The organism is Salinivibrio sp. EAGSL, from assembly GCF_013366455.1.
GTDB lineage: Bacteria > Pseudomonadota > Gammaproteobacteria > Enterobacterales > Vibrionaceae > Salinivibrio > Salinivibrio costicola.
Genome location: NZ_JABWMG010000019.1, coordinates 50,855 through 73,964 on the forward strand (window position 1 = coordinate 50,855; position 23,110 = coordinate 73,964).

Below are 23,110 nucleotides of genomic sequence, written 5' to 3' on the forward strand. Positions count from 1 at the left end.
GTTAATCCTGCAAGCTGTGAAATCAGACAAATTGAGCTAAATGTATCAACGCGCACGGTAAGCAGCAAGATACGGTGCTTTAAACCTGAATGAGATCTGTGTTTTTTTTCAATGCGCTGTCATTTTGATGATTTTTCCATCAAAAACGCATCATTCCCTTTGTTTTTCTGCCGCGGGTGACTGGCATGATTCACCGATCACCAACGTCGTGGACGCTTGTTGTGAAGCCGTTGCCTCCTGATACATCAAATAACACGCGGGCGCTGGCTGCTCATGGAACAACCAAATAAAGTCAACGCGGTTTTGTTCAGGGTATCGTCGTATCTGCCAACGTGTGGTGTCCTGCAGCGCGCTCACTAACTTAGGCAGCGCACTGATTTGGGGATAGCCATATGTTACGCCTATGTCGATACCGTCGACGGTCAGTGATTGAGCAGGCTGATCGGTGATTTTCTCAGCTTTCGCCAAGGAATACGTCCGTGTCGAGGCACTATCAATACCACTTTTTAACCCTTTCAGCGCTGACACATTCGCATCGGCTTCATAATCATAGAACTTAGGTACCGCAATGACGACAAGAACTGACAAAATACTGACTAATAATACGGCTTCTAACCATCCACGTCCCTGTTGAAGTGCTTTTTTTTCCCTCAGCGTCATCGTTTTCCCCAACGGCGTCGCTTTTTCTGGGCAGGATGCGGTGACATTTCGGCACCCAGCAAACGCCCTTGCCCACCTGCCACACCAAGATCTTTCACCACGGACCACTCCTCATTCGTTTCCACACCGACGGCAAGCACCTCCGTGCTGGTTGCTTCACAAGCGCCCAACACACTGCGCAAATACAGCTGGTTTTCAGGGCGTTGGTGAATATTGCGGACCAGGCTACGATGCAGCTTGATATAAGCCGGTTGAATATCTTTTACGTAGTGAGTGCTCACTATCGTTCTGCCTGCTTGGTCAACGACAAGTCGGCACCCTAACGCGGCAATCATTCGTAAGCAAGGTCGCGCGGCATCAAAGTGCGAGACTAAAGCGCCCTCCGAGACTTCCACCAGCAGTCGATTTAATGTACTGCGTGGAGTTTGTAGCAAGGCATCACGCAGCCAAATCACAAATTCGCGCTGACATAGTGAGTATGCACTAACATTCACTGCATAGTTATCAATATAATCACGCGTTTTTAGCCACCATAACGCACGTCCTACGGTAGCCTTGTCGAAAGTAACATCCATGCCGACCCACTCGACCCCGGGCCAAAAGCGCGATGCTTTTAACACTTTACCTTTTTCGTCTTTAATTCGACCCAAAAGTTCATAATGGAGACGGGTTTTGCCATCTCGTGCAAACACGGGTTGGCGGTAGAGCATGGGGCCTTCACCCGCCATTACCGACTCGAGTAAGGTTCGCCAACGTACACTGCCGCGTTTATCCAAACGGCTGAGTTGTTTATCAAACTGTGACCAGCCATTTTGTCCTGTTAGCTCCGCCGCTTTTAGCGCTCGCTCAGCTTCATCCATTAATCGGCCACGCCGCTCCCCCGCGCCAAAAGAAGTCATGCCCAAATGAAACCAGTTATCTTTATCCAACGCCTCTGACGGCGTCAGTTTATCTAAAGCGTTGGTGATTTGCGCCAAGAAAGGGTGCACTTCATCCCCTGCCTGGTTGACCAATAGGATGGCAAAATCAGACGCAAAGTAACGCGCAAGCACGGCATCGGGAAAACGCTGAGTCGCATTAGAGAGCACGTTACCGATAGCTTGAATCAAGTGATCCGCGGCCTCTTGACCATGTTGCGCGACCAACTCATCCCAGTCGGCGACACGGACTAAAATAACACTGCCTTGACTCGCATCATCGGTCGCCAGTGTATGCAGCCGGTTATCAAACATCACGCGGTTCGCGGCTCCCGTTAGCTGATCGAGAAAGGTATTTGTGCGGATAAAGGTGTCAAAACGACTCCGCTCCTGCCGAGCCTCTTTAAGCTCCTCAATGAGCTGACTCAACGCAGCACTCGCGGGAATAGGCCATTCTCGAGGGTCGCCTTGCTGTGCCTCATCCAGGCGGCCCGCCAAAACTAATCGGCCACGCTGCTCCAAGACTTCACTGCCATACAGTTGCCGCCGTAACCATCCGATCCCCCACGCTAAACCAAGGACAATCACCAAAATCGCCGCCGACAACGAAAAGAGGGGGCCAATCGAATACGCAAACTCGGCATAAGGCGGGACAAATGTGAGTTTCACGGCATAACCAGGATGACTGTCGAGCGGAATATCTCGCGTGATAACTTGTTGTGTGGCGATCGTTTGATATTGGATTTGTTCGTATTGATACAAGATCCCGGTTTCTGAATAGATGGTCAAAGAGGTCACGTCACTGGCTTTGAGCATTTTGGGCAACCAGCGTGAAAAATACTGATTGTCTCGTTGCTCGCTCGCCATCTCTTGATCAATCACCTCGACCATGCCATCGACGTAATGCGAGATAAAGTCGATCCCCAGCTGGCGAAAACTGATAGCGCCACCAATAAATAAGACGAAAATGGCGCACACCACGATTAAGGTGACAAATGCAACGAGTCGGTTGGTCAGCTTCATTCCGCTGACTTTAATCGCATTAGCTGTTCTATCCATGATTCTCTGCTGACTGAGGTCGCCTTTTGGGGCTCGTAGCCGCTATTATCAGGCTTAGTGATCATAATGTGAATGCCTAGCCACCATCCGTGGCTACCTTTTCTTCCCCAAGAGGACTCATGGACTGGATTACCTGTACCAAAAGCTTTATTTGTGTGGTCGATCAGGGCTCGTTAGCACAAGCTGCCACGCAACTACATACCTCAAGCTCAGCCTTATCCAAACGCCTGAGTTGGCTTGAGCGCCAGCTTGGCGTGCAACTGTTAAAACGCACCACCCGAAGCTTGTCGATGACCGATGCCGGTGATCTTTTTTATCACCGAGCAAAAACCTGGGTCGACGATTGGCAACAATTAGTCAGTGAAACCACGTCTACCTTTGGGGAAGTCAGCGGCATATTACGTATTGGTGCGCCATTGGTGACAGGGAACCGTTTTCTGGTCAACTTTATTGCTGAGTTTCTTGAGATTTATCCGAAAATCAAGGTTGAGCTCACCACCTTGACCCCAGGACAGCTCCCTGATCTTAATCTTGATGTGGTGATCAGCCGCGAGCTCGAGTACTTCAACTCTGCCAGCTATATTGCGGCAAAGCTGTTTGATTTTCAGCCTGGCTTTTTTGCCTCACCCACCTATCTTGCTCGGCACGCGCCGATTACCCACCCTGACCAACTAAGCCAACATAATATTTTGCTCTATGGTCACTCCCATCAGCCTCAAGAGCGGGTCTTCGAAGATGGCACACGTTTGCAGTTGTCGGGAAACTTTGTCTCGCCTAACCCTGAAGCCTTAGTGAGCGCAGCGGTCATTGGCATGGGCATTATTTTAGGAGGGGCTGGGACCGTGCAAAAAGAAATTGATCAGGGCTTATTGGTTCCCGTATTGCCTGCACTCAAGCAGCCACGCTCATCGGCTTATGCGTATTACCCCAAGTTGGAATACAACCACACGAAGACCAAGCTATTTATCGATTTTATTAAACAAAAAGTTAAACAGTTGTACATTTAGCACGCGCCACCCTTTTATGGGAGGCTAGGTTCTATCAGGGGTTAGGCGATTTTGGAAAAAGTATTTTATTTTTTGTCTATATATCACTAACAATTGCTGCGCTAGGGTAGGGCTAAACACTCACCTCACAGCGATACGATATTTATGTCTTACTATCATCCTCAATACCCTGATACGCCTGCGCTTAAAAAAGCAGCTAAAAAGCGTATTCCTGCCTTCGCGTTTGATTATCTTTGTGGCGGTTGTCACGACGAAATTGGGGTGGCGCACAATGCAAGCTCCTTCACTCAAGTAAAGCTGCAATCTGATTTACTCGTCCCGACCCCCGACATTGACTTATCGGTCGAACTATTTGGCAAACACTACGCCGCCCCATTCGGTGTCGCGCCCGTCGGATTACAAGGGCTGATGTGGCCAAAAGCGCCAGAAATTCTCGCGAAAGCGGCTTACAAATCGAACCTTCCTTATGTACTCAGCACCGTATCCTCAGCGAGTCTTGAAACCATTGCCGAGATCTCTGAGGGCACGGCGTGGTACCAGCTGTATAACCCGACGGATGCCAAGATCCGTGACGATCTGATGGGACGCATCAAACGAGCAGGGTATAAAGTGCTGGTGGTGACGGTGGATGTCCCCACCTTTGGTTATCGTCCTCGCGATATCAAAAATGGCCTGGCCATGCCGCCCAAAATGAACCTTCGTAATATCGCGCAAATGATGCAATGTCCGAGCTGGAGCTGGCATACACTCCTTGCCGGTGTTCCTGAAATGCAGACCTTGAAACCTTACATGCCCAAGAATATGCCCACCAGCGAGCTGGCTAACTTTATGAATAATACCGTGATGGGCGCGGTCGACTTTGAGAGCCTAAAAGTGATCCGGGATAACTGGGATGGGCCATTAGTGCTTAAAGGGCTGGTCAATCCTGAGGATATCGCACAAGCAGTTGCGCTGGGCGCAGATGGTGTGGTGCTATCCAATCATGGCGGCCGCCAGTTAGATGTGGGCGAATCCCCGTTAGACACGATTCAAACCATTAAGCATCAATACGGCGATAAAATTAAACTGTTAATGGACAGCGGCGTACAAAGCGGTGGCAACGTAGCGCAGGCCATGGCAATGGGTGCTGACTTTACCTTGCTGGGCCGAACGTTTGTTTATGCCTGTGGCGCCGTGGGTCAACACGGTGGTGAGCATGCCATTGAAATGCTCACTCAACAAATGACTCAGGTGATGGGCCAATTAAAATGCCCCACGCCAACCCAACTGCCTCACTTTTTAAAAGCTGGACCTGGCGTTGCCTAATCTCATGCCGTGAATCAATACGACATCATAAAAACAAAGCGCCCCAATCACGGGGCGCTTTGTCGATCAAGCTTTGTCGATAACGATATGGCGCTCAGATAGCCGTTGGTTAAGAACGTAGCCTAGAACGGAATATCGTCGTCAAAGTCAGGCAGATCATTATACTGCTGCTGAGGTTGCGACTGAGGCTGAGATTGTGGTTGCGGGGCCGCTTGCTGCTGAGGTGGTTGTTGATTCATATTTTGCTGAGGCTGCTGAGGTTGACCCCATCCACCTTGCTGCTGCGATGGCTGCTGCATTGGCTGGCCTTGGTTTTGGCCACCGCGACCACCGAGCATTTGCATGCTACCGCTAAACGGCTGTACCGCCACTTCCGTGGTGTAGCGATCTTGACCGCTTTGGTCTTGCCATTTACGCGTTTGTAGTTGGCCTTCAATATACACTTGCGAGCCTTTACGCAGATACTCACCGGCGACTTCTGCGGTTTTACCAAATAACACAACACGATGCCATTCTGTTTTCTCTCGCATCTCACCGGTGTTTTTATCACGCCATGACTCCGAGGTCGCGAGGCTTAGGTTCGCCACCGCACCGCCGTTGGGAAGGTAACGGATTTCCGGATCATTGCCCAAATTACCAATCAAGATGACTTTATTTATGCCACGGCTGGCCATAGGTGACTCCCATTGTTGCTGTTACGCGCGAAATGATTTCGCTCACTGGATAAATAAGCATGAAGTCTAGCACGAGCCCCCTCGAGGTTCGAAGCTTTTCAACGCGATCAGGTTCCAGATTCTGCGCTTGCAATGGCGTAACAATGCGTTACCACAAAGTGGATATACCTGAGCAATGAAAATAGTTTAAACTGATACAAATCTTGCCTCGCCTTGGCGTTTGTGAACGGACAGTGCCCAGCGCTCACGCAGCGACGCCGGTTAAGTGATCATTAGTAGGATGCTTATGAACCAAGCAGAAACCACTTCAGACCATTACACCCTTCTTCTTATTTCCCAGCCTAGCATGTCTGTTTCGGCGTTAATGACGTGTTTAGAAAAAGAAACACATAGTGCCGTTGAACTCGTGCCTCCCCACGAGATTGCAGCCAAACTGACTGCGCGTTCTGGACTGGTGCTCATTGATCTCAATGCCTTTGATGACACCGCTACCGACCAACTCAAACAAACGTTAGCACCCTTTGCCGAGCAACACGTATTCGCCTTACTCAATGCCCATGATTTGAGTGCCAAAGAGCTGGCGAGCTGGCCTTTTATCAAAGGGGTATTTAAAAAAGAGGATGAAGTACATCACCTTTGTCACGGCATTGAAAAGATGTTTTCCGGTGAGTATTGGTTGCCCCGCCATAAAATGGCTGCCTTAATCCATTATTACCAACAGCATCACCAGCAAACCATTGACGAACAGGCGGTAGTGTTGACTAACCGTGAACAGCAGATTTTGCATCATTTGGTCACAGGTGCCTCAAATCAAGATATCGCCAATGCCTTAGCGGTGAGTGAGCACACAGTCAAATCGCATCTGTATAACGTGTTTAAGAAAATCAACGTCAAAAACCGTGTCCAAGCGGTGTTCTGGGCGAAAAATAACGCCTCATTAATTGGCTTTACCGGACAAGAAGGTCCAGTCGATAATGACGAGGTCAATGGGTAACTTGGACCGCAGCTGTCCCCGCGTTACCATGGTGTGATTCTTAGCCAAAAAGGACGTTGTAGGATGGCTTTCGATGTATTTAATGGCGATGCAGACGGCCTAGCGGCATTGGTGCAATGGCGTCTTGCCTACCCTGAAGCCAATACGCTGATCACCGGGGTAAAACGTGATATTGCACTGTTAAAGCAGGTTCCCCTGGCCACTGAGCAGGTCACAGTGATGGATCTCTCCATGGCCAAAAATCAAGCTGCTCTTGACGCTTTGCTCGCCTCCGGCACCCAGGTTTTTTATGCCGATCACCACCAAAGCGGCGCCGTGCCTCAATCGCCTTTGCTTCACGCCCACATTCATACCAGCGCGAACACCTGCACCGCCTTAATTATTGATAAACTTTTGCACGGTCAATATCGAGAATGGGCGCTGGTTGGTGCCTATGGCGATAATCTCCATCGCACCGCTAACGCCCTCGCCCACCAGTCACAAATAGCAGCCAGCCAACGTGATCGGCTTGAACAGCTTGGCCACTATCTTAATTACAATAGCTATGGCGCCAGTCTGGATGATCTCATCATGCCTCCTGCCATCTTATATCGGCATCTGTGTGGCTTTGATACCCCCTATGCCTTTATGCGCGCTTATCCGGACATTGTAACGACCTTGGCAGAGGCCTACCAAAGCGACCGTGATAAAGCGAAAGCGCTAGCGCCTGAAACCACTGGAGATGGGGGTAAAATTTATCTGTTACCGGATGCTGCTTGGGCGCGTCGCATCAGTGGTATGTTAGGCAATCAGCTGGCAAATCAGGCGCCCGACAGTGCGCATGCTGTACTGACGCCGATGCCGAGCGGTGATTGGATGGTCAGTATCCGCGCGCCGTTAAATCGTCCCTCTGGCGCGGTACAGTTAGCAGAGCAATTTGCTACCGGTGGCGGTCGGGCTGCCGCGGCGGGCATCAATGCCTTGCCTGCCACCGCCTTATCGGCATTTACCGCCGCGTTTATGGCACATTTTTCGCCATAGCGGGATCAGCAATACCGAAGCCGTCACGCTATCACGCCCTGAGTATGCTTACGACTTGCGTCGCTGCCTGTAACCCAGCAAACTATTGCTCGATAACAAACTATTGCTTTATAACAAACTGTTGCTCCATAACAAACTGTTGCTCCATAACAAACTGTTGCTCTATAAAAAACGTTTTGCCTCATAAGATATATGCTGAGTGGCCACTTATTCGCAAGCCGGTAAGTGGCGTACATACAGCCTAACGTGCTGATGGCGACTCGATAAAACAAAGGATCCACGATGATTAAAAAATGTCTGTTCCCAGCGGCTGGCTATGGCACCCGCTTTTTACCGGCGACCAAATCGATGCCGAAAGAAATGATGCCGGTGGTCAATAAACCCCTGATTGAATATGGCGTAGATGAAGCGTTGGAAGCGGGCATCAATGGTATGTGTATCGTCACGGGGCGTGGCAAACATGCCATTATGGACCATTTTGATAAAAACTATGAGCTCGAACATCAAATCAGTGGCACCAATAAAGAAGCACTGCTGGACGATATTCGTAATACGATAGAAAAAGCCTCCTTCACTTACATTCGCCAACATGAAATGCGCGGGTTAGGACACGCGATCCTCACGGGGCGCGATCTGGTCGGCGATGAGGCCTTTGCGGTCGTCCTTGCTGATGATCTTTGCATTCATCCAGGCAACGGCGTGCTTAACCAGATGGTCGCGCTCTACAATCAGTTCCGCTGCTCCATTGTCGCCGTCGAAGAAGTGCCAGAAGATGAAACCCATAAATATGGGGTGATTGCGGGCCAAGAGATCAAAGATGACCTTTTCCGCGTAGACAATATGGTAGAAAAACCCGATCCCGGTAATGCACCGAGCAATCTTGCGATTATTGGCCGTTATATTCTCACGCCCGATATCTTTGATCTGTTAGAAAACACCCCACCAGGTAAAAATGGTGAGGTGCAGATCACCGATGCCTTGCTAAAACAAGCGCAGTCAGGCTGTGTGCTTGCCTATAAATTTAAAGGCGAGCGCTTTGATTGTGGCAGTGTTGAGGGCTTTATTGAGGCCACAAATCACTGCTATCAGCATCACTACCTCGGTAGCAGTAACAAAGATGAGGCAACCGTCAAAAATCCGTAGTCGCCTCAGGTGCACTGGCGCGAGTGGTTTTTCGATACGAGCAAAGGCTGTGTAAATATACAGCCTTTTTGTTTGGTCATGGTCGTGTCTGTGCGATACTCAACGACCAACCAGTGAGCTGATTGAGTAGTAGGATAATAATGGACAATATCGACGTCAGAGGCGCGCGTACGCACAACCTCAAAAATATTAACGTGACCATCCCCCGTGATAAGCTAATTGTCATCACCGGCCTGTCTGGCTCAGGGAAGTCATCACTCGCTTTCGATACCTTGTATGCCGAAGGTCAACGTCGCTATGTTGAGTCTTTATCATCGTATGCGCGTCAATTTTTATCCTTGATGGAAAAACCCGATGTTGACCATATCGAAGGGCTGTCACCCGCCATCTCGATTGAGCAAAAGTCGACATCACATAATCCCCGCTCCACCGTTGGCACCATCACTGAAGTCTATGACTATCTGCGTTTGCTGTACGCCCGAGTGGGAGAGCCACGCTGCCCCACCCATGATGTCACCCTAGCGGCACAAACCATTAGCCAAATGGTAGATAAAGTGTTGGCCCTGCCTGAAGGCAGTAAATTAATGCTGCTGGCACCGATTATCAAAAACCGAAAAGGTGAGCATGTAAAAACACTTGAAAACCTCGCTGCTCAAGGGTTTATTCGTGCGCGGATCAACGGCGAGGTGTGTGATCTGTCCGATCCACCCACGCTGGAGCTGCAAAAAAAACACACCATCGAAGTGGTGGTTGACCGATTTAAAGTACGCGACGATCAACAACAACGTTTAGCTGAATCCTTTGAAACCGCGCTCGAACTCACGGGTGGCAGTGCGGTCATCAGCTGGATGGACGGCGACGGTGAAGAAATCATTTTTTCTGCTAACTTTGCCTGCCCCCATTGTGGTTACAGCATGCAAGAGCTAGAGCCTCGCTTGTTCTCATTTAATAATCCCGCCGGTGCGTGTGGCACCTGTGACGGGTTAGGCGTTCAGCAGTACTTTGATCGCAAACGCGTGATTCAAAACCCTGCGGTCAGTCTCGCAGGTGGTGCGATCCGAGGCTGGGATCGTCGTAACTTTTATTACTTCCAAATGCTGCGTTCACTGTCTGAGCATTACGGTTTTGATCTGGAAACGCCCTGGCAAGATCTCTCCGGCACCATGCAAGATATACTTTTATATGGGTCGGGGCCGAAAGAGATCGAGTTTAAATACGTCAACGATCGTGGTGATATTCGCGTACGTAAGCATCCGTTTGAGGGGATCCTCAATAACATGGAGCGCCGTTATCGCGATACCGAGTCTAATGCGGTGCGCGACGAACTCGCCAAATATATTGCCACTAAGCCCTGCGCCAGCTGCGGTGGCTCGCGTTTACGTCAAGAAGCTCGACATGTTTTTATCGATAACCGTAACCTGCCAGAAATTTGTGAGCTCAGCATTCAGCAGGCGCTCGATTTCTTTGAACAACTGTCGCTTAGCGGCCAACGTGCAAAAATCGCCGAAAAGGTGATGAAAGAAATCCATGACAGGTTACGCTTTTTGGTCAATGTCGGGCTCAATTACCTTAACTTGTCACGTAGCGCCGATACCTTATCCGGGGGAGAAGCCCAACGCATTCGACTCGCCAGTCAAATTGGTGCTGGCCTTGTCGGTGTGATGTACGTATTGGATGAACCATCGATTGGCTTGCATCAACGAGATAACGCGCGCTTACTGGATACCTTGGAGCACTTGCGCGATCTGGGCAATACCGTGATGGTGGTTGAACATGATGAAGACGCTATTCGTGCCGCGGATTACATTATCGATATAGGCCCAGGGGCGGGCGCGCACGGCGGCGAGATCGTGGCAGAAGGCAGCCTTGACGATATTCTTGCCAGTGAACATTCACTTACCGGGCAGTATCTTTCTGGCAAACAAGCGATTGCGGTGCCAGCACAACGGATACCGCGCGATCCCAACAAGATGTTGACGCTCAAAGGTGCAACCGGAAATAACCTCAAAAATGTGGACCTGCACTTACCTGTCGGCTTACTCACTTGTGTCACGGGCGTGTCGGGATCTGGAAAATCAACCCTCATCAACGATACCTTCTTTAAAGTCGCCCACCAGCAATTAAACGGTGCCACGACCGCGGATCCTGCGCCGTATGCCGAGATTGATGGCCTAGGACACTTTGATAAGGTTATCGACATCGATCAAAGCCCCATTGGCCGTACGCCGCGTTCAAACCCCGCCACTTACACTGGGATCTTTACCCCGATTCGTGAACTGTTTGCCGGCACACAAGAAGCACGGGCACGAGGCTACAAGGTGGGTCGCTTTAGTTTTAACGTACGCGGTGGCCGCTGTGAGGCCTGTCAAGGCGATGGGGTCATCAAAGTAGAAATGCACTTTTTGCCGGATGTGTATGTCCCTTGTGATGTGTGTAAGGGCAAACGCTACAACCGCGAGACACTTGAAGTACGCTATAAAGGCAAAACCATCGATGAAGTCCTGGCAATGACAGTGGAAGACGCGCGTGAATTCTTTGATGCAGTGCCAGCCATTAAGCGTAAGCTGCAAACCTTGATGGATGTTGGCTTGAGCTATGTGCGCCTAGGCCAAGCGGCGACGACCTTGTCTGGTGGTGAAGCGCAACGGGTGAAGTTAGCCCGAGAGCTGTCCAAACGCGATACCGGTAAAACCTTATATATTCTTGATGAGCCAACCACAGGGTTACACTTTCATGATATTCAACAACTGCTCAATGTTCTCCACCGCCTACGTGAGCAAGGGAATACTATTGTGGTTATTGAGCATAATTTAGATGTGATCAAGACGGCCGACTGGATCATCGATCTGGGGCCTGAGGGCGGCAATGGCGGGGGTGAAATTATCGCCCAAGGCACACCGGAATCGATTGTCGATGTGATCGGCAGTCACACGGCCCACTTCCTCAAGCCAATGTTGGAGCGATAATGACGTTAGTGCTGCCGCCTAGTCGTGTCATACGCAAGCCGTTGACGGTGCCCTTTTTGGTGACCTTAACGGTATTGTGGCTGATTTGTCTGCCTCTTTACTCGGTTGCTCTGCCGCTGGTAGGCATACGTCACCCGGCGGCGGCGCTATCATTACTCACCTTGGCATTTGCGCTTGGGTTCGCCAGTTTGGAGGTTATCCGTCAACACACATGGCGAGCCACTCGGCTGACCGGCACATTGGCACTTGCGACCGGCTTGGCGATGATGCCCTATTTTTATCCGCAGGCACTGGGCCACAATAGTGGCTATGCGCTCATCGTTTTAGCGCTAAGCTTTGGTTTTTTCTCAGCCCTACAGCAGTTTATTTTTAATCACGCCCAACGACAAAAACTACTGGCCGTCTTATTGTTGGCCTCCTGGTTAGCGGTATTGTCGGTATTAGGGAACCAGCCTCCGCCGGGCATGGCACCCTTTATGTTTGATCAATGGGTCCCTCACCTCCCTCCAGCCGTGACTCACACCTTATTGTTAACCGGAGTCACGCTCGCCGCCTACATTTTGGCCAGAGAGCCCAGTGGTCGATATCGTCACCCGGTTAGCCAAGGCTTACTCGCGTTAACACCGCTTGTGTTGATTCCGATATTGGCGATGCAAGAGCAACCCTTACTGTTGCTATTCGCCCTGTGTGCGATTGGCTTACAACAAGTGTATTTAGCCCGGTTTGCCTCGCGACGCCAGCATCGTATGTGGATGATCGCTATCTCGGCAGGGGCATTTTTGGCGGTATTTGGTCTCAGTGGTCAAGACAACTGGCACTGGCTCACCGCCGACGATCAGCGCGCACTGATGCTGGCGTGGCAGCAATGGCAAATGACGCCATTTTTTGGAGTGGGCATGGGCAATGGTCAGTCAACGTTGCTATTACTGTCTGCCTCACAACCGAATCATTCCGGCCCGGTGACGTTACCCAGTGCTTTAATCCTGTGGCTCCTTGAAGGGGGGCTCGTTATCGCCTGCGGCTATCTTGTGGTGTTGGCCGCGCTAACACTTCGTATTCTACGTGCACCGTCAGGAACACGTAGAATATTGATCGCCTTAGTATTGCCACCACTGACCGGCCTGATGATTTATCCAGCCAGTGGCACACAGTGGTTTAACGGGGTATTGTTATTGATTTGGTTATATTGGTTAGACAACTTAACCGGTCGATATCGTCGTTATCCCGTGTTTTCACACCGTTATAGTCAGCGTGTCGCGAGCCGTAGTGTGATCATGGCGCTGGTGCTCGTCACCTTACTGAGCTTGTCATCCGTTTACCTCGCCAATCGCTATCTGCGTGATTCCTTATTAAGTTCGCAGCGTTTTACCTTGTATCAGCAACACCCATGGTGGCAGCAAAAACTGCACCGCGCGCAACAAGACCGTCACTTTCAAGCGAATTTGGCGCACTTATCTGACGTAGCACGCCACCAGCATTTGGATGATTTACTGCGTCAAGTCGCGCAACGCCCACGCTTTTCGGGCTATCAGCATGCGTATCAGGTTGCGTTACAAATTGGTGATCATCAACGCGCACGCGATATTCAACAAGAAGCGCGCTATTTATACCCGCAAGCAAGCAAAGTATGGACCACTCGCCATACCTTGCCCGATACCTTAACGCCTTAACGTAACGCGTTTTCTAACGCTTTCAGACACAGCGCCACATTCTCATGCCGTGCCCCGTAGCCCATTAAGCCAATGCGCCACGCTTTACCGGCGAGATCGCCCAAGCCGGCACCAATTTCGAGATTATAGGTCGTGAGCAGGTGCTGACGTACTGCCGCATCGTCCACGCCATCCGGAATAGTGACCGCGTTAAGCTGCGGCAAACGGTAAGGCTGATCAACCACAAAAGTGATACCGAGCTCATCCAGCCCTGCTTTGAGGTGTTGATGCATGTCTTGATGACGTTGCCATGCATGCTCAAGCCCTTCTTGATAGAGCCGCAATAAAGACTCATGCAAGGCATACAAACTATTGACCGGCGCGGTATGGTGATAGCTGCGTTTCCCTTCTCCGCTCCAATAACCAAGCACCAGGCTTTGATCGAGAAACCAACTTTGTACCTTGTGGGTTCGCGATTGCATTTTAGCCACAGCACGCGGTGAGAAGGTGACAGGCGATAAGCCAGGGACACATGACAAACATTTTTGGCTACCGGAATACACGGCATCGAGCTGCCACTCATCGACTTTCAATGGCACGCCACCGAGTGAAGTCACGGCGTCGACAATGGTTAAGCAACCGTGCTCCCGCGCCAATCTCGCCAGTGTTTGCGCATCCGAACAAGCGCCGGTTGAGGTTTCAGCATGGACAAACGCAAGCGTGCTGGCATCCGGATGGGCTTTTAACGCAGCCTCAACTTTTTCTGGACTAACAGGCGCACCCCAGGCATCGTCGACCATCACTGCTGTCGCGCCGCAACGCTCGACATTTTCCCGCATACGATCGCCAAACACACCATTGCGACAGACAATCACTTTTTCACCCGGTTCAACTAAGTTGACAAAGCAAGCTTCCATCCCGGCACTGCCTGGCGCCGAAATCGCCAGGGTAAAAGGGTTATCAGTTTGAAACGCATATTGAAGCAGTTGTTTGACTTCATCCATCATCGCGATAAACAAAGGGTCAAGATGTCCGACAGTCGGACGGCTGAGTGCCTGTAGCACTGCAGGATAAATATCAGAGGGGCCCGGGCCCATTAACGTGCGAGCCACGGGCTGAAAAGATTGAATATCGGAAATTGAACGTGCCATAACCTTTCCTTGTTGTTGGTACACACAGATGACCGTTATAGCATATTTTTTCGCCATATCCCTATTGCCTGGCACGTGAACTGTGTGATCGCTGGACAATTTTGCCAAGGCACTGATCGTGACCAAAAGGCAGTTGACACCCTGTCATCTCGCCCGTAATGTAAATGCTGTTCACGGGATAACCAACCCGGGACTGAACATGCAGAAGAGGTGCATTTCTCAGGCAGTTATCATGCGGAGCCCCACTCCAAGGTATGATAATCAGGGGAGACAATGCCGAGGTGGCGTAAGCTTGGGGGCGAAACGCTGCCGGCCTAGGAGGCTGAATCCTTCAGGCTGTCACTTGTCATCCCTACAGGAAGACAGGTGGAGCGCTTCTGGCAGTCCATGCCTGCCGTTTGCTCTTCCTTCTTTTTTGCGGTCCCTACAGCGGTCACGATGTGACTTCTGATGTTCCCCATAATGAATTGATTAAGACCCATTTGTATGATGAGAGGGGAAAAGGACGTGAACCCATTACCACCGATTTCAGTCGCTAAGTTTGGCGGGACGAGCGTTGGCACTATCGATGCCATGCAACAAAGCGCTGATGTTATCGAGCAAAACCCACATACCCGCTTTGTGGTGATCAGTGCGTGCGCAGGCGTCACCAATCACTTGGTTGCACTGGCACAAGGGATCAACGACCCACAAGTCCGTCAAGACAAACTGGTTGCCATCACCGCTATCCATCAAGCGATATTAAACGCGCTTCCCGCTTGCCAGGACACGCAAACAGCAGTCGATGACTGGCACCAAACGATTGCCGACTATGCAAATACCGCAACCTCTGCCCCCAGTACAGCGTTAACGGATGCGTTGGTCGCTTGTGGTGAGCTCATCTCAACCTATATTTTTACTCACTTGCTCAATAGCCGAGGCATGGCCACGGTGAGGGCCGATGCGCGAGCGTTATTACGCACCGATAGTCACTTCGGCTGTGCCCAACCGGATCGACAACAAACCAAGATTCAGTGCCAGAACCAATTACTCCCCCGCTTAGCGACGCATTTAGTGGTCACGCAAGGGTTTATCGGTGCTGATGCGAACGGGCATACCACCACCTTAGGCCGTGGCGGCAGTGACTACAGTGCCGCGTTATTCGCCGAGGCGATCGGAGCAGAAAGTTTGGCCATCTGGACCGATGTCCCCGGGATTTATACCACCGATCCACGAGTGACTGATCGTGCTCGTCCTATTAGTGAAATTAGCTTTAGCGAAGCTTCGGAAATGGCTACCTTTGGTGCCAAGATCCTCCATCCATCGACGTTAGTGCCCGCGGTACGCCAGCATATCCCGGTATTTGTCGGCGCGGCGAGAGCCCCCGAACAAGGCGGTACCTGGATCCGTGAGCAAGCGCACTCAGCGCCGCTGTTTCGTGCCGTAGCCCTCAGGCGCAACCAGACCATGGTGACACTGACCAGCTTAAACATGTTTCATGCTTGTGGTTTTTTGGCCAAGGTGTTTGAGATCTTGGCGCGCTTTGAAATCTCAGTCGATTTAATCACGACCTCGGAGGTCAGTGTCTCTCTGACGCTGGATCAAACCCATACCCAGGGTGACGCACCGCAGCTGCCGGAGGCTGCCATCGCCGAGCTCACGCAGTTATGTCAGGTAGAGATCTGTGCGAATCTAGCGGTTGTTGCGCTGATCGGTAACGATATGAATCACACACCGGGCGCGACAGCGCCGGTATTTAGTGCGCTTGCTCAATATAAACTGCGCATGATTTGCTATGGTGCCAGCAATCACAATATCTGTGTGGTGGTCGACGATCACGACGCGACCCATGTCGTACAGCGGTTACACGCTGACTTATTTGAGTAAAAAAAGGCCAGCACATGTGATGTGCTGGTCTTTTTTCATTAGGCGTTTAAGTTTGGCCCGAGCCATTTTTCCGCGTCTTTGCTGCTCCACCCTTTGCGCGCCGCATAACTGTCACGTTGATCATCTTGAATCTTCGCCACCGCAAAGTAGCGTGATTCAGGATGTGAGAAGTACCACCCCGACACAGATGCGCCTGGCCACATGGCATAGCTTTCGGTGAGTGTCATGCCCGTATGCGCTTCTACCGAGAGCAACTGCCAAATTTTTCCTTTCTCGCTGTGCTCAGGGCAGGCAGCATAACCCGGAGCCGGCCGGATCCCTTGGTATTGCTCCCGGATCAAGGCATCGTTATCGAGCGTCTCATTGGGCGCATAGCCCCACAATGAGATCCGAATTTGCTGGTGCAGGTATTCTGCAAAGGCTTCTGCTAATCGATCGGCGACCGCTTGGATCATGATCGCGTTGTAATCATCCCCTGCAACTTTATAACTTTCCGCCAAGGCATACTCGCCAATGCCGCCTGTCACCGCAAACGCACCAATCCAATCAGGCTGACCACTGGTTTTCGGCGCGATAAAGTCCGACAAGCAATAATTGGCGCCGCGTGGCTTTTTGGTTTGCTGACGTAAATGGTTCAGTACCGTGCCCACCGTTTGCCGTGATGTGTCAGTATACACCTCGATATCGTCCTCTAGGCTGTTGGCAGGAAAGACACCACACACCCCTTTTGCGGCGATCAAGCCTTCGTGCTCAAACCGGTCGAGCCAAGCATTAGCGTCTTCATACAAACGGCGAGCTTCTTCACCCACCAGCTCGTGGTCTAAAATCGCCGGGAATTTGCCGCTCAGGGACCAGGTCATAAAGAAAGGGGTCCAATCGATATACTGACGTAATGTCGCTATCGAGACATTATCGTAAACATGGACGCCCGGCCTCGCCGGCTGGGGCGGCGTGTAATGGGCCCAATCGGTTTGCCATTTGTTTGCCCTTGCCGCGTCCAGGGTGACAGGCGGAGTGCGGGGTGTCTTGCGTTGGTGCTGCTCTCGTACTGACACATACTCTTTTTGTAAGCGCGCGACAAAGTCCGGATATTGAGCCGGCGATAATAGCGATGCACAAACGCCAACGGCACGTGACGCATTCGACACATACACTACAGGAGCCTGGTAATGCTGCTCTATTTTCACCGCGGTATGCGCTTTGGATGTGGTCGCCCCCCCAATCAATAGCGGAATATCAAACCCTTGCCTTTCCATTTCTTTGGCGACATTCACCATTTCATCCAACGACGGCGTGATAAGGCCTGACAAACCAATAATGTCGACTTGCTCCTCGCGCGCCACTGACAGGATTTTATCGGTCGGCACCATCACACCGAGATCAATAATCTCGAAGTTATTGCATTGCAGCACTACGCCGACAATGTTTTTGCCAATGTCATGCACGTCGCCTTTTACCGTGGCAAGTAAGATCTTGCCATTGGTCTGCCCTTGCTGCTTTTCAGCGTTGATATAAGGTTCAAGATAGGCCACGGCTTGTTTCATCACCCGCGCCGACTTCACCACTTGCGGCAGGAACATCTTACCTTCGCCAAATAAGTCTCCCACCACATTCATGCCCGCCATTAGTGGGCCTTCTATCACTTCCAACGGTTTACTCGCCGCCGCTCGAGCTAGCTCAGTATCTTCAACAATAAATTCGGTAATGCCTTTAACCAGTGCATGTTCAAGCCGTTTATCCACTGGCCAACTGCGCCACTCCGCGGTTTCTGCCACTTCGTTTTCACCGCGGTCGCGGTAGCTGTCCGCCAACGCCAGTAAACGTTCCGTGGCGCCATCGTCTTTGTTAAGCACCACATCTTCCACCGCCACACGCAGCGATTCAGGCAAATCATCATAAATGGCTAACTGGCCAGCATTGACGATGCCCATGTCCATACCGTTTTTAATGCAATGGTAGAGAAACACCGCATGGATCGCCTCACGCACTGGGTTGTTTCCGCGAAACGAAAAAGACACGTTAGACACGCCACCTGAAATCATGGCATGCGGCAGGGTTTGTTTGATATCTGCGACCGCATTGATGAAGTCGACCGCGTAGTTATTATGCTCATCAATGCCGGTGGCCACCGCGAAGATATTAGGATCAAAGATAATGTCTTCCGGCGGGAAGCCGACTTGGTCAACCAGCAGGTGATACGCGCGCGTGCAAATCTCGACTTTACGTTCACGTGTATCAGCCTGGCCTTGCTCATCAAACGCCATCACAATCACAGCGGCACCGTATCGACGGACTAAGTGGGCTTGTTGAATAAACGCGGCTTCCCCCTCTTTAAGAGAAATTGAGTTCACAATCCCTTTACCTTGGATACACTTCAGTCCGGCTTCAATGATCTCCCACTTTGAGGAGTCAATCATCACCGGTACCCGAGCAATATCGGGCTCAGCCGCACACAGATTGAGAAAACGTACCATGGCTTGCTGTGCATCCAACATGCCCTCATCCATATTGATATCGATGATTTGCGCCCCGTTTTCCACTTGCTGTAACGCCACCTCAAGCGCTTCGTCGTATTGTTCTTCGACGATTAAACGCTTAAAACGCGCCGACCCAGTGACATTGGTGCGCTCCCCCACGTTCACGAACAGGCTTTCAGCATTAATAGTTAGCGGTTCGAGCCCTGATAGTCGACATGCCACAGACTGAGAGGGGCGCGCACGGGGGGCATGTTTCGCCACCACCTCGCTGATCGCTTGAATATGCTCGGGTGTGGTACCACAGCACCCACCCACCAGGTTAATAAAGCCAGAAGCGGCCCATTCGTCGATATGTTTTGCCATGTCTTCAGGCGAGAGATCATATTCGCCAAACGCATTGGGTAAACCGGCATTGGGATGAACCGAAACAAATCCTTCGCAGATCTCACTGAGCTCTTTGACGTACTGACGCAATTCGGCTGGCCCCAGCGCACAGTTCAAACCAAAAGAAAGCGGTTCGACGTGGCGTAAAGAGTGATAAAACGCCGCGGTGGTTTGCCCAGAGAGCGTACGACCAGACGCATCGGTGATGGTGCCAGAGATCATAATGGGTAAGCGCACACCTCGGGCATCAAAGACTTTTTCAACAGCAAAGGCACAGGCTTTCGCGTTCAAGGTATCAAAGATGGTTTCCAACATGATGAGATCAACACCACCATCCATCAACGCCTCAGTGGACTCCGCATACCCCTCAACCAATTGATCAAAGGTGACATTACGAAAGCCAGGATCGTTCACATCTGGAGAGATAGAGCAAGTGCGATTCGTGGGTCCGAGAACCCCAGCAACAAAGCGTGGTTTTTCTGGGGTTTTCGCCGTCCAGTGGTCAGCCACGTCGCGAGCAAGACGCGCAGCAGCTAAATTTATCTCCGCACTGATGGCCTGCATGTCGTAATCGGCCATGGCTATCTGGGTCGCGTTGAACGTATTGGTTTCTATGATGTCCGCGCCCGCGGCCAGATAGTCGCTGTGTAACGCTGCTATTTTTTCAGGCTGCGTCAGTACCAAAAGGTCATTGTTACCTTTCACATCACAATGCCAGTCTTTAAAGCGTGCGCCGCGGTAATCGGCTTCGCCGAGTCCTAAGCCTTGGATCATGGTGCCCATACCGCCATCGATCACCAAAATACACGTAGAGAGACGCTGTGTTAATCGATCCATTCTTACCCCGTGATATCACCATCCTGATTGCGATAGTTTTATCCTACCACAGCCATTTTGGAAATCTAGACGTCTATAAATATCGATTAATTTTGATCTATTTCAATTCAGCTGTTCGTTTTGAGCGCAATTTCTATTAATATTTTGTAACTCTTTCATTCCTCGTCGTACTAGGAAGCTGCATGTCTACCTACGCAATCCTCAGTTTCATGGCTGCTGCTGCCATCTTTATCGCCTTTATTAATAGTAAAATCAGCCGAGTACAAACGACTATCGCGATCACTGCAAGCTCTCTACTCCTTTCTCTTTTGATCGTGATCGCCGGTCAATACCAAGCCATTCCGTTAAAGGCGATGGCAGAGCAAATATTGACCGATATCCACTTTGATGCCTTTTTACTCAAAGGCGTACTCGGTTTCCTTTTATTTGCGGGCGGTATTGGTGTCAAGCTTCCCCATTTCTCTGATCAAAAATGGGAAATCACCACCCTCGTCCTCGGCGGCCTGTTGGTCTCTGTCTCGCTGGTTGGTGCGGGTATTTGGGGCGTCTTCCAACTGATCGGCATTCCTTTTGATTTTATCTATTGTTTATTGTTTGGGGCGCTGATTTCTCCAACCGATCCTATCGCGGTGTTGGCCATTGTTAAGCGGCTACAGGCACCTAGGCGGATCACCACCCAAATCGAGGGAGAGTCACTGTTTAACGACGGGATCGGGATTGTTATTTTCGTGACGCTTTTTACCTTGGCGTTTGGCGACAGCGATCCGACACTCGGTGGTACGATCGCATTGTTCTTACAAGAAGCTATCGGTGGGATTTTATACGGTCTGATATTGGGTTACCTATTTCACCGTTTGATCTGCGCGACCAATGACCATTCCATGGAACTGCTACTGACATTGGCTATTCCTAGCGCGGGGTATGTGCTCGCCGATATGTTGCATGTTTCCGGGCCACTGGCGATGGTAGTCTCTGGCATTATGATCGGTAACTGGACTCGCTTTATTGGCTTCTCCAAAGAGAGTGAGGATCATCTGGACCATTTTTGGGAATTGGTCGATGAGTTTTTGAATAGCTTACTGTTCTTATTGATCGGGGTCAGCCTGTTACAGATTAGCTTCCACAAGGAAGACTGGATCATTATGGCCGCAGTTGTACCCGTTGTACTGTTCGCCCGTTATCTCAGTGTGAAAGCCTGCTATTTCGGCTTCAATCGCTTTCGTCAATACAACCCTTGGGCCATTCGTATTTTGAGTTGGGGAGGCCTAAGAGGTGGCTTAGCCCTTGCCATGGCCATGGCAGTGCCGGCTGGTGTGATGGTCGTCCCTGAGAAGAATATCGACGTCCGTGAACTGATTTTAATCATGACTTATGCGGTGGTGGTTTTCTCTATTCTCGTACAAGGATCGACCATGACAGGAATGGTTGATAAAGCCAATGCCGCTCAAGAGAAAATCGATAATCCCCGTGTATAAACACTCTTTCTCAACAAGGCGCCAATTAGGCGCCTTTTTGCTATTCGTCGAGCGTAAAGTTAGATTGTGAAAATTCAGCCAGATTAAACGGCGTCAGCTGATAGACACAATAGTTCAACCAATTGGCAAAGAGTAAGTGCCCATGACTCCGCCAACTCACATAGGGGGGTTGAGACGGATCATCATCAGGATAATAGTTAATCGGGACGACAGGCTCCATCCCTTCTTCAAGATCGCGATGGTATTCATGATGCAGCGTATGTGAGTCATATTCGGGATGACCTGTCACAAACACATTACGTTTATCCTTGGTCGCCGCCAAGTAAGTGCCCGCTTGTGCTGAGGTGGCGAGAATATCGAGATCCGTGTGTTCGTCCAGAAAGCTTGGCGAAAAGTCAGCGTACCGCGAGTGAGGGGCGAGAAAGCTATCATCAAACCCCCGCAATAAAGGATGCGTAGCCAGTGCTTCATTTACCTGGTGCTGATAGACGCCAGATAACTTCTCTTTGCGCGTTTTTTTGGGTAAATCGTAAAGAAGCTTTAAACCCGCTTGAGCCGCCCAGCAAACGTAAAGGGTAGACGTAACATGCTGATGCGCCCAATTCATCACATCTTGCAAATGCTCCCAGTAAATCACATCTTCAAACTGCACCAAGCCCAATGGTGCCCCGGTGACGATAAGACCATCAAAGTTGCGTTCACGCACGGCTTCAAACTGGCGATAGAAGGTGTCTAAGTGTTCCGTTGGCGTGTTTTTACTGGGTCGGTTATCAATACGTAAAAGCTCGACATCAACCTGTAAAGGGCTATTAGAGAGCAAGCGCATAAATTGCGTCTCGGTTTCAATTTTTTTGGGCATTAAGTTGAGTAACAACACCTTCAATGGGCGAATGTTTTGGCTCACCGCACGCGTCTGCGACATAACGAAAATGTTTTCTCGACGCAAAATATTGGTGGCGGGGAGCTGATCCGGGATTTTTATCGGCATCACTGCCTCCTGAAGATTTAAGATGTTTAGACGTCCAGATATCTAATAACATACCCCAGTGACCCATGAAGCTCAAGCAATAATCAACGCCCAGAGATGCCCGAATAAGTAAGAATAGTGAAAGGGTAACAACACCAAACAAAAAGGTGAGGTAAAAATGGGGCAGTCGGGATATAAGAAAGGAATGAAGTATTTTAAAAAACACTATAAACGAAAAAGCCCTCCGCGAATGCGGAGGGCTTAAAATAAGCTCTTGGCAGTGACCTACTCTCACATGGGGAGACCCCACACTACCATCGGCGCAGTAACGTTTCACTTCTGAGTTCGGCATGGGTTCAGGTGGTGCCGTTACGCTATGGCCGCCAAGAAAATTCTGGTGCTGATAGGCAGATTTGAACTGCCGACCTCACCCTTACCAAGGGTGCGCTCTACCAACTGAGCTATATCAGCAAAATCGTTATCAACGTTTTACTCGGTGTTTTGTCATCAAAGTCTTACACTTAATTGCTTTGATGCTTAAATTTTTGCTAACTAAAGC

15 protein-coding genes, 1 tRNA gene, 1 rRNA gene and 1 riboswitch are annotated in these 23,110 nt (G+C 50.5%); of the genes, 9 read left to right on the forward strand and 8 right to left on the reverse strand.

Annotation, left to right across the window (positions count from 1 at the left end):
- Nucleotides 1–150: 150 nt before the first annotated feature.
- On the reverse strand, nt 151–660 hold the full coding sequence (locus HLG76_RS12200) for a hypothetical protein (RefSeq protein WP_021022701.1): 510 nt from the start codon (nt 658–660) through the stop codon (nt 151–153).
- Nucleotides 657–2,636, reverse strand: a complete 1,980-nt coding sequence (gene csrD, locus HLG76_RS12205) for an RNase E specificity factor CsrD (RefSeq protein WP_021022702.1) — start codon at nt 2,634–2,636, stop codon at nt 657–659. Before csrD ends, HLG76_RS12200 begins: the two co-directional genes overlap by 4 nt.
- Before the next feature lie 119 nt (nt 2,637–2,755).
- On the opposite strand from csrD, the gene HLG76_RS12210 reads away from it, so the two are divergent.
- A complete protein-coding gene (locus HLG76_RS12210; protein ID WP_077459909.1) occupies nt 2,756–3,643 on the forward strand; it encodes a LysR family transcriptional regulator in 888 nt (295 codons plus the stop codon).
- A gap of 144 nt (nt 3,644–3,787) precedes the next feature.
- The gene (locus HLG76_RS12215; RefSeq protein WP_175993739.1) at nt 3,788–4,948 is read left to right on the forward strand and encodes an alpha-hydroxy acid oxidase; all 1,161 of its coding nucleotides are present in this window, start codon (nt 3,788–3,790) and stop codon (nt 4,946–4,948) included.
- A 122-nt stretch (nt 4,949–5,070) separates the two neighbouring features.
- Here HLG76_RS12215 and HLG76_RS12220 read toward each other — a convergent pair whose 3' ends face one another.
- The gene (locus HLG76_RS12220; protein WP_021022705.1) at nt 5,071–5,622 is read right to left on the reverse strand and encodes a single-stranded DNA-binding protein; all 552 of its coding nucleotides are present in this window, start codon (nt 5,620–5,622) and stop codon (nt 5,071–5,073) included.
- 286 nt (nt 5,623–5,908) lie between these two features.
- Here HLG76_RS12220 and HLG76_RS12225 point away from each other — a divergent pair, with 286 nt between their 5' ends.
- The 5 genes from HLG76_RS12225 to HLG76_RS12245 all read left to right on the forward strand — a co-directional run bounded on the left by HLG76_RS12225 (nt 5,909) and on the right by HLG76_RS12245 (nt 13,415).
- On the forward strand, nt 5,909–6,616 hold the full coding sequence (locus HLG76_RS12225) for a LuxR C-terminal-related transcriptional regulator (RefSeq protein WP_021022706.1): 708 nt from the start codon (nt 5,909–5,911) through the stop codon (nt 6,614–6,616).
- A gap of 63 nt (nt 6,617–6,679) precedes the next feature.
- Nucleotides 6,680–7,636, forward strand: a complete 957-nt coding sequence (locus HLG76_RS12230; protein WP_175993740.1) for a DHH family phosphoesterase — start codon at nt 6,680–6,682, stop codon at nt 7,634–7,636.
- 282 nt (nt 7,637–7,918) lie between these two features.
- Nucleotides 7,919–8,779, forward strand: a complete 861-nt coding sequence (galU, locus tag HLG76_RS12235; protein WP_077577325.1) for a UTP--glucose-1-phosphate uridylyltransferase GalU — start codon at nt 7,919–7,921, stop codon at nt 8,777–8,779.
- A 140-nt stretch (nt 8,780–8,919) separates the two neighbouring features.
- Entirely contained in the window at nt 8,920–11,745 is a 2,826-nt protein-coding gene (gene uvrA, locus HLG76_RS12240; protein ID WP_077577324.1) for an excinuclease ABC subunit UvrA, read from the forward strand.
- A complete protein-coding gene (locus HLG76_RS12245) occupies nt 11,745–13,415 on the forward strand; it encodes a Wzy polymerase domain-containing protein (protein WP_175993741.1) in 1,671 nt (556 codons plus the stop codon). Before uvrA ends, HLG76_RS12245 begins: the two co-directional genes overlap by 1 nt.
- On the opposite strand, the gene HLG76_RS12250 is transcribed toward HLG76_RS12245, so the two are convergent.
- The gene (locus HLG76_RS12250; RefSeq protein WP_175993742.1) at nt 13,412–14,545 is read right to left on the reverse strand and encodes an alanine--glyoxylate aminotransferase family protein; all 1,134 of its coding nucleotides are present in this window, start codon (nt 14,543–14,545) and stop codon (nt 13,412–13,414) included. The two genes, HLG76_RS12245 and HLG76_RS12250, sit on opposite strands and share 4 nt — an antisense overlap.
- A 197-nt stretch (nt 14,546–14,742) precedes the next feature.
- Nucleotides 14,743–14,930, forward strand: a riboswitch (Lysine riboswitch).
- A gap of 101 nt (nt 14,931–15,031) precedes the next feature.
- On the opposite strand from HLG76_RS12250, the gene lysC reads away from it, so the two are divergent.
- Entirely contained in the window at nt 15,032–16,411 is a 1,380-nt protein-coding gene (gene lysC, locus HLG76_RS12255; RefSeq protein WP_175993743.1) for a lysine-sensitive aspartokinase 3, read from the forward strand.
- Between the two features lie 38 nt (nt 16,412–16,449).
- Here lysC and metH read toward each other — a convergent pair whose 3' ends face one another.
- Nucleotides 16,450–20,109, reverse strand: a complete 3,660-nt coding sequence (gene metH, locus HLG76_RS12260; RefSeq protein ID WP_175993744.1) for a methionine synthase — start codon at nt 20,107–20,109, stop codon at nt 16,450–16,452.
- A 182-nt stretch (nt 20,110–20,291) separates the two neighbouring features.
- On the opposite strand from metH, the gene HLG76_RS12265 reads away from it, so the two are divergent.
- On the forward strand, nt 20,292–21,584 hold the full coding sequence (locus HLG76_RS12265) for a sodium:proton antiporter (RefSeq protein WP_175993745.1): 1,293 nt from the start codon (nt 20,292–20,294) through the stop codon (nt 21,582–21,584).
- 40 nt (nt 21,585–21,624) lie between these two features.
- On the opposite strand, the gene metA is transcribed toward HLG76_RS12265, so the two are convergent.
- From metA to HLG76_RS12280, 3 genes are all read right to left on the reverse strand, one after another.
- Nucleotides 21,625–22,572 (reverse strand): homoserine O-succinyltransferase, encoded by a 948-nt coding sequence (gene metA, locus HLG76_RS12270; protein WP_021022714.1) that lies wholly within the window; start codon nt 22,570–22,572, stop codon nt 21,625–21,627.
- Between the two features lie 251 nt (nt 22,573–22,823).
- A 5S ribosomal RNA gene (gene rrf, locus HLG76_RS12275) occupies nt 22,824–22,939 on the reverse strand.
- A gap of 7 nt (nt 22,940–22,946) precedes the next feature.
- Nucleotides 22,947–23,022: transfer RNA gene (locus tag HLG76_RS12280), tRNA-Thr, on the reverse strand.
- Nucleotides 23,023–23,110 lie beyond the last annotated feature (88 nt).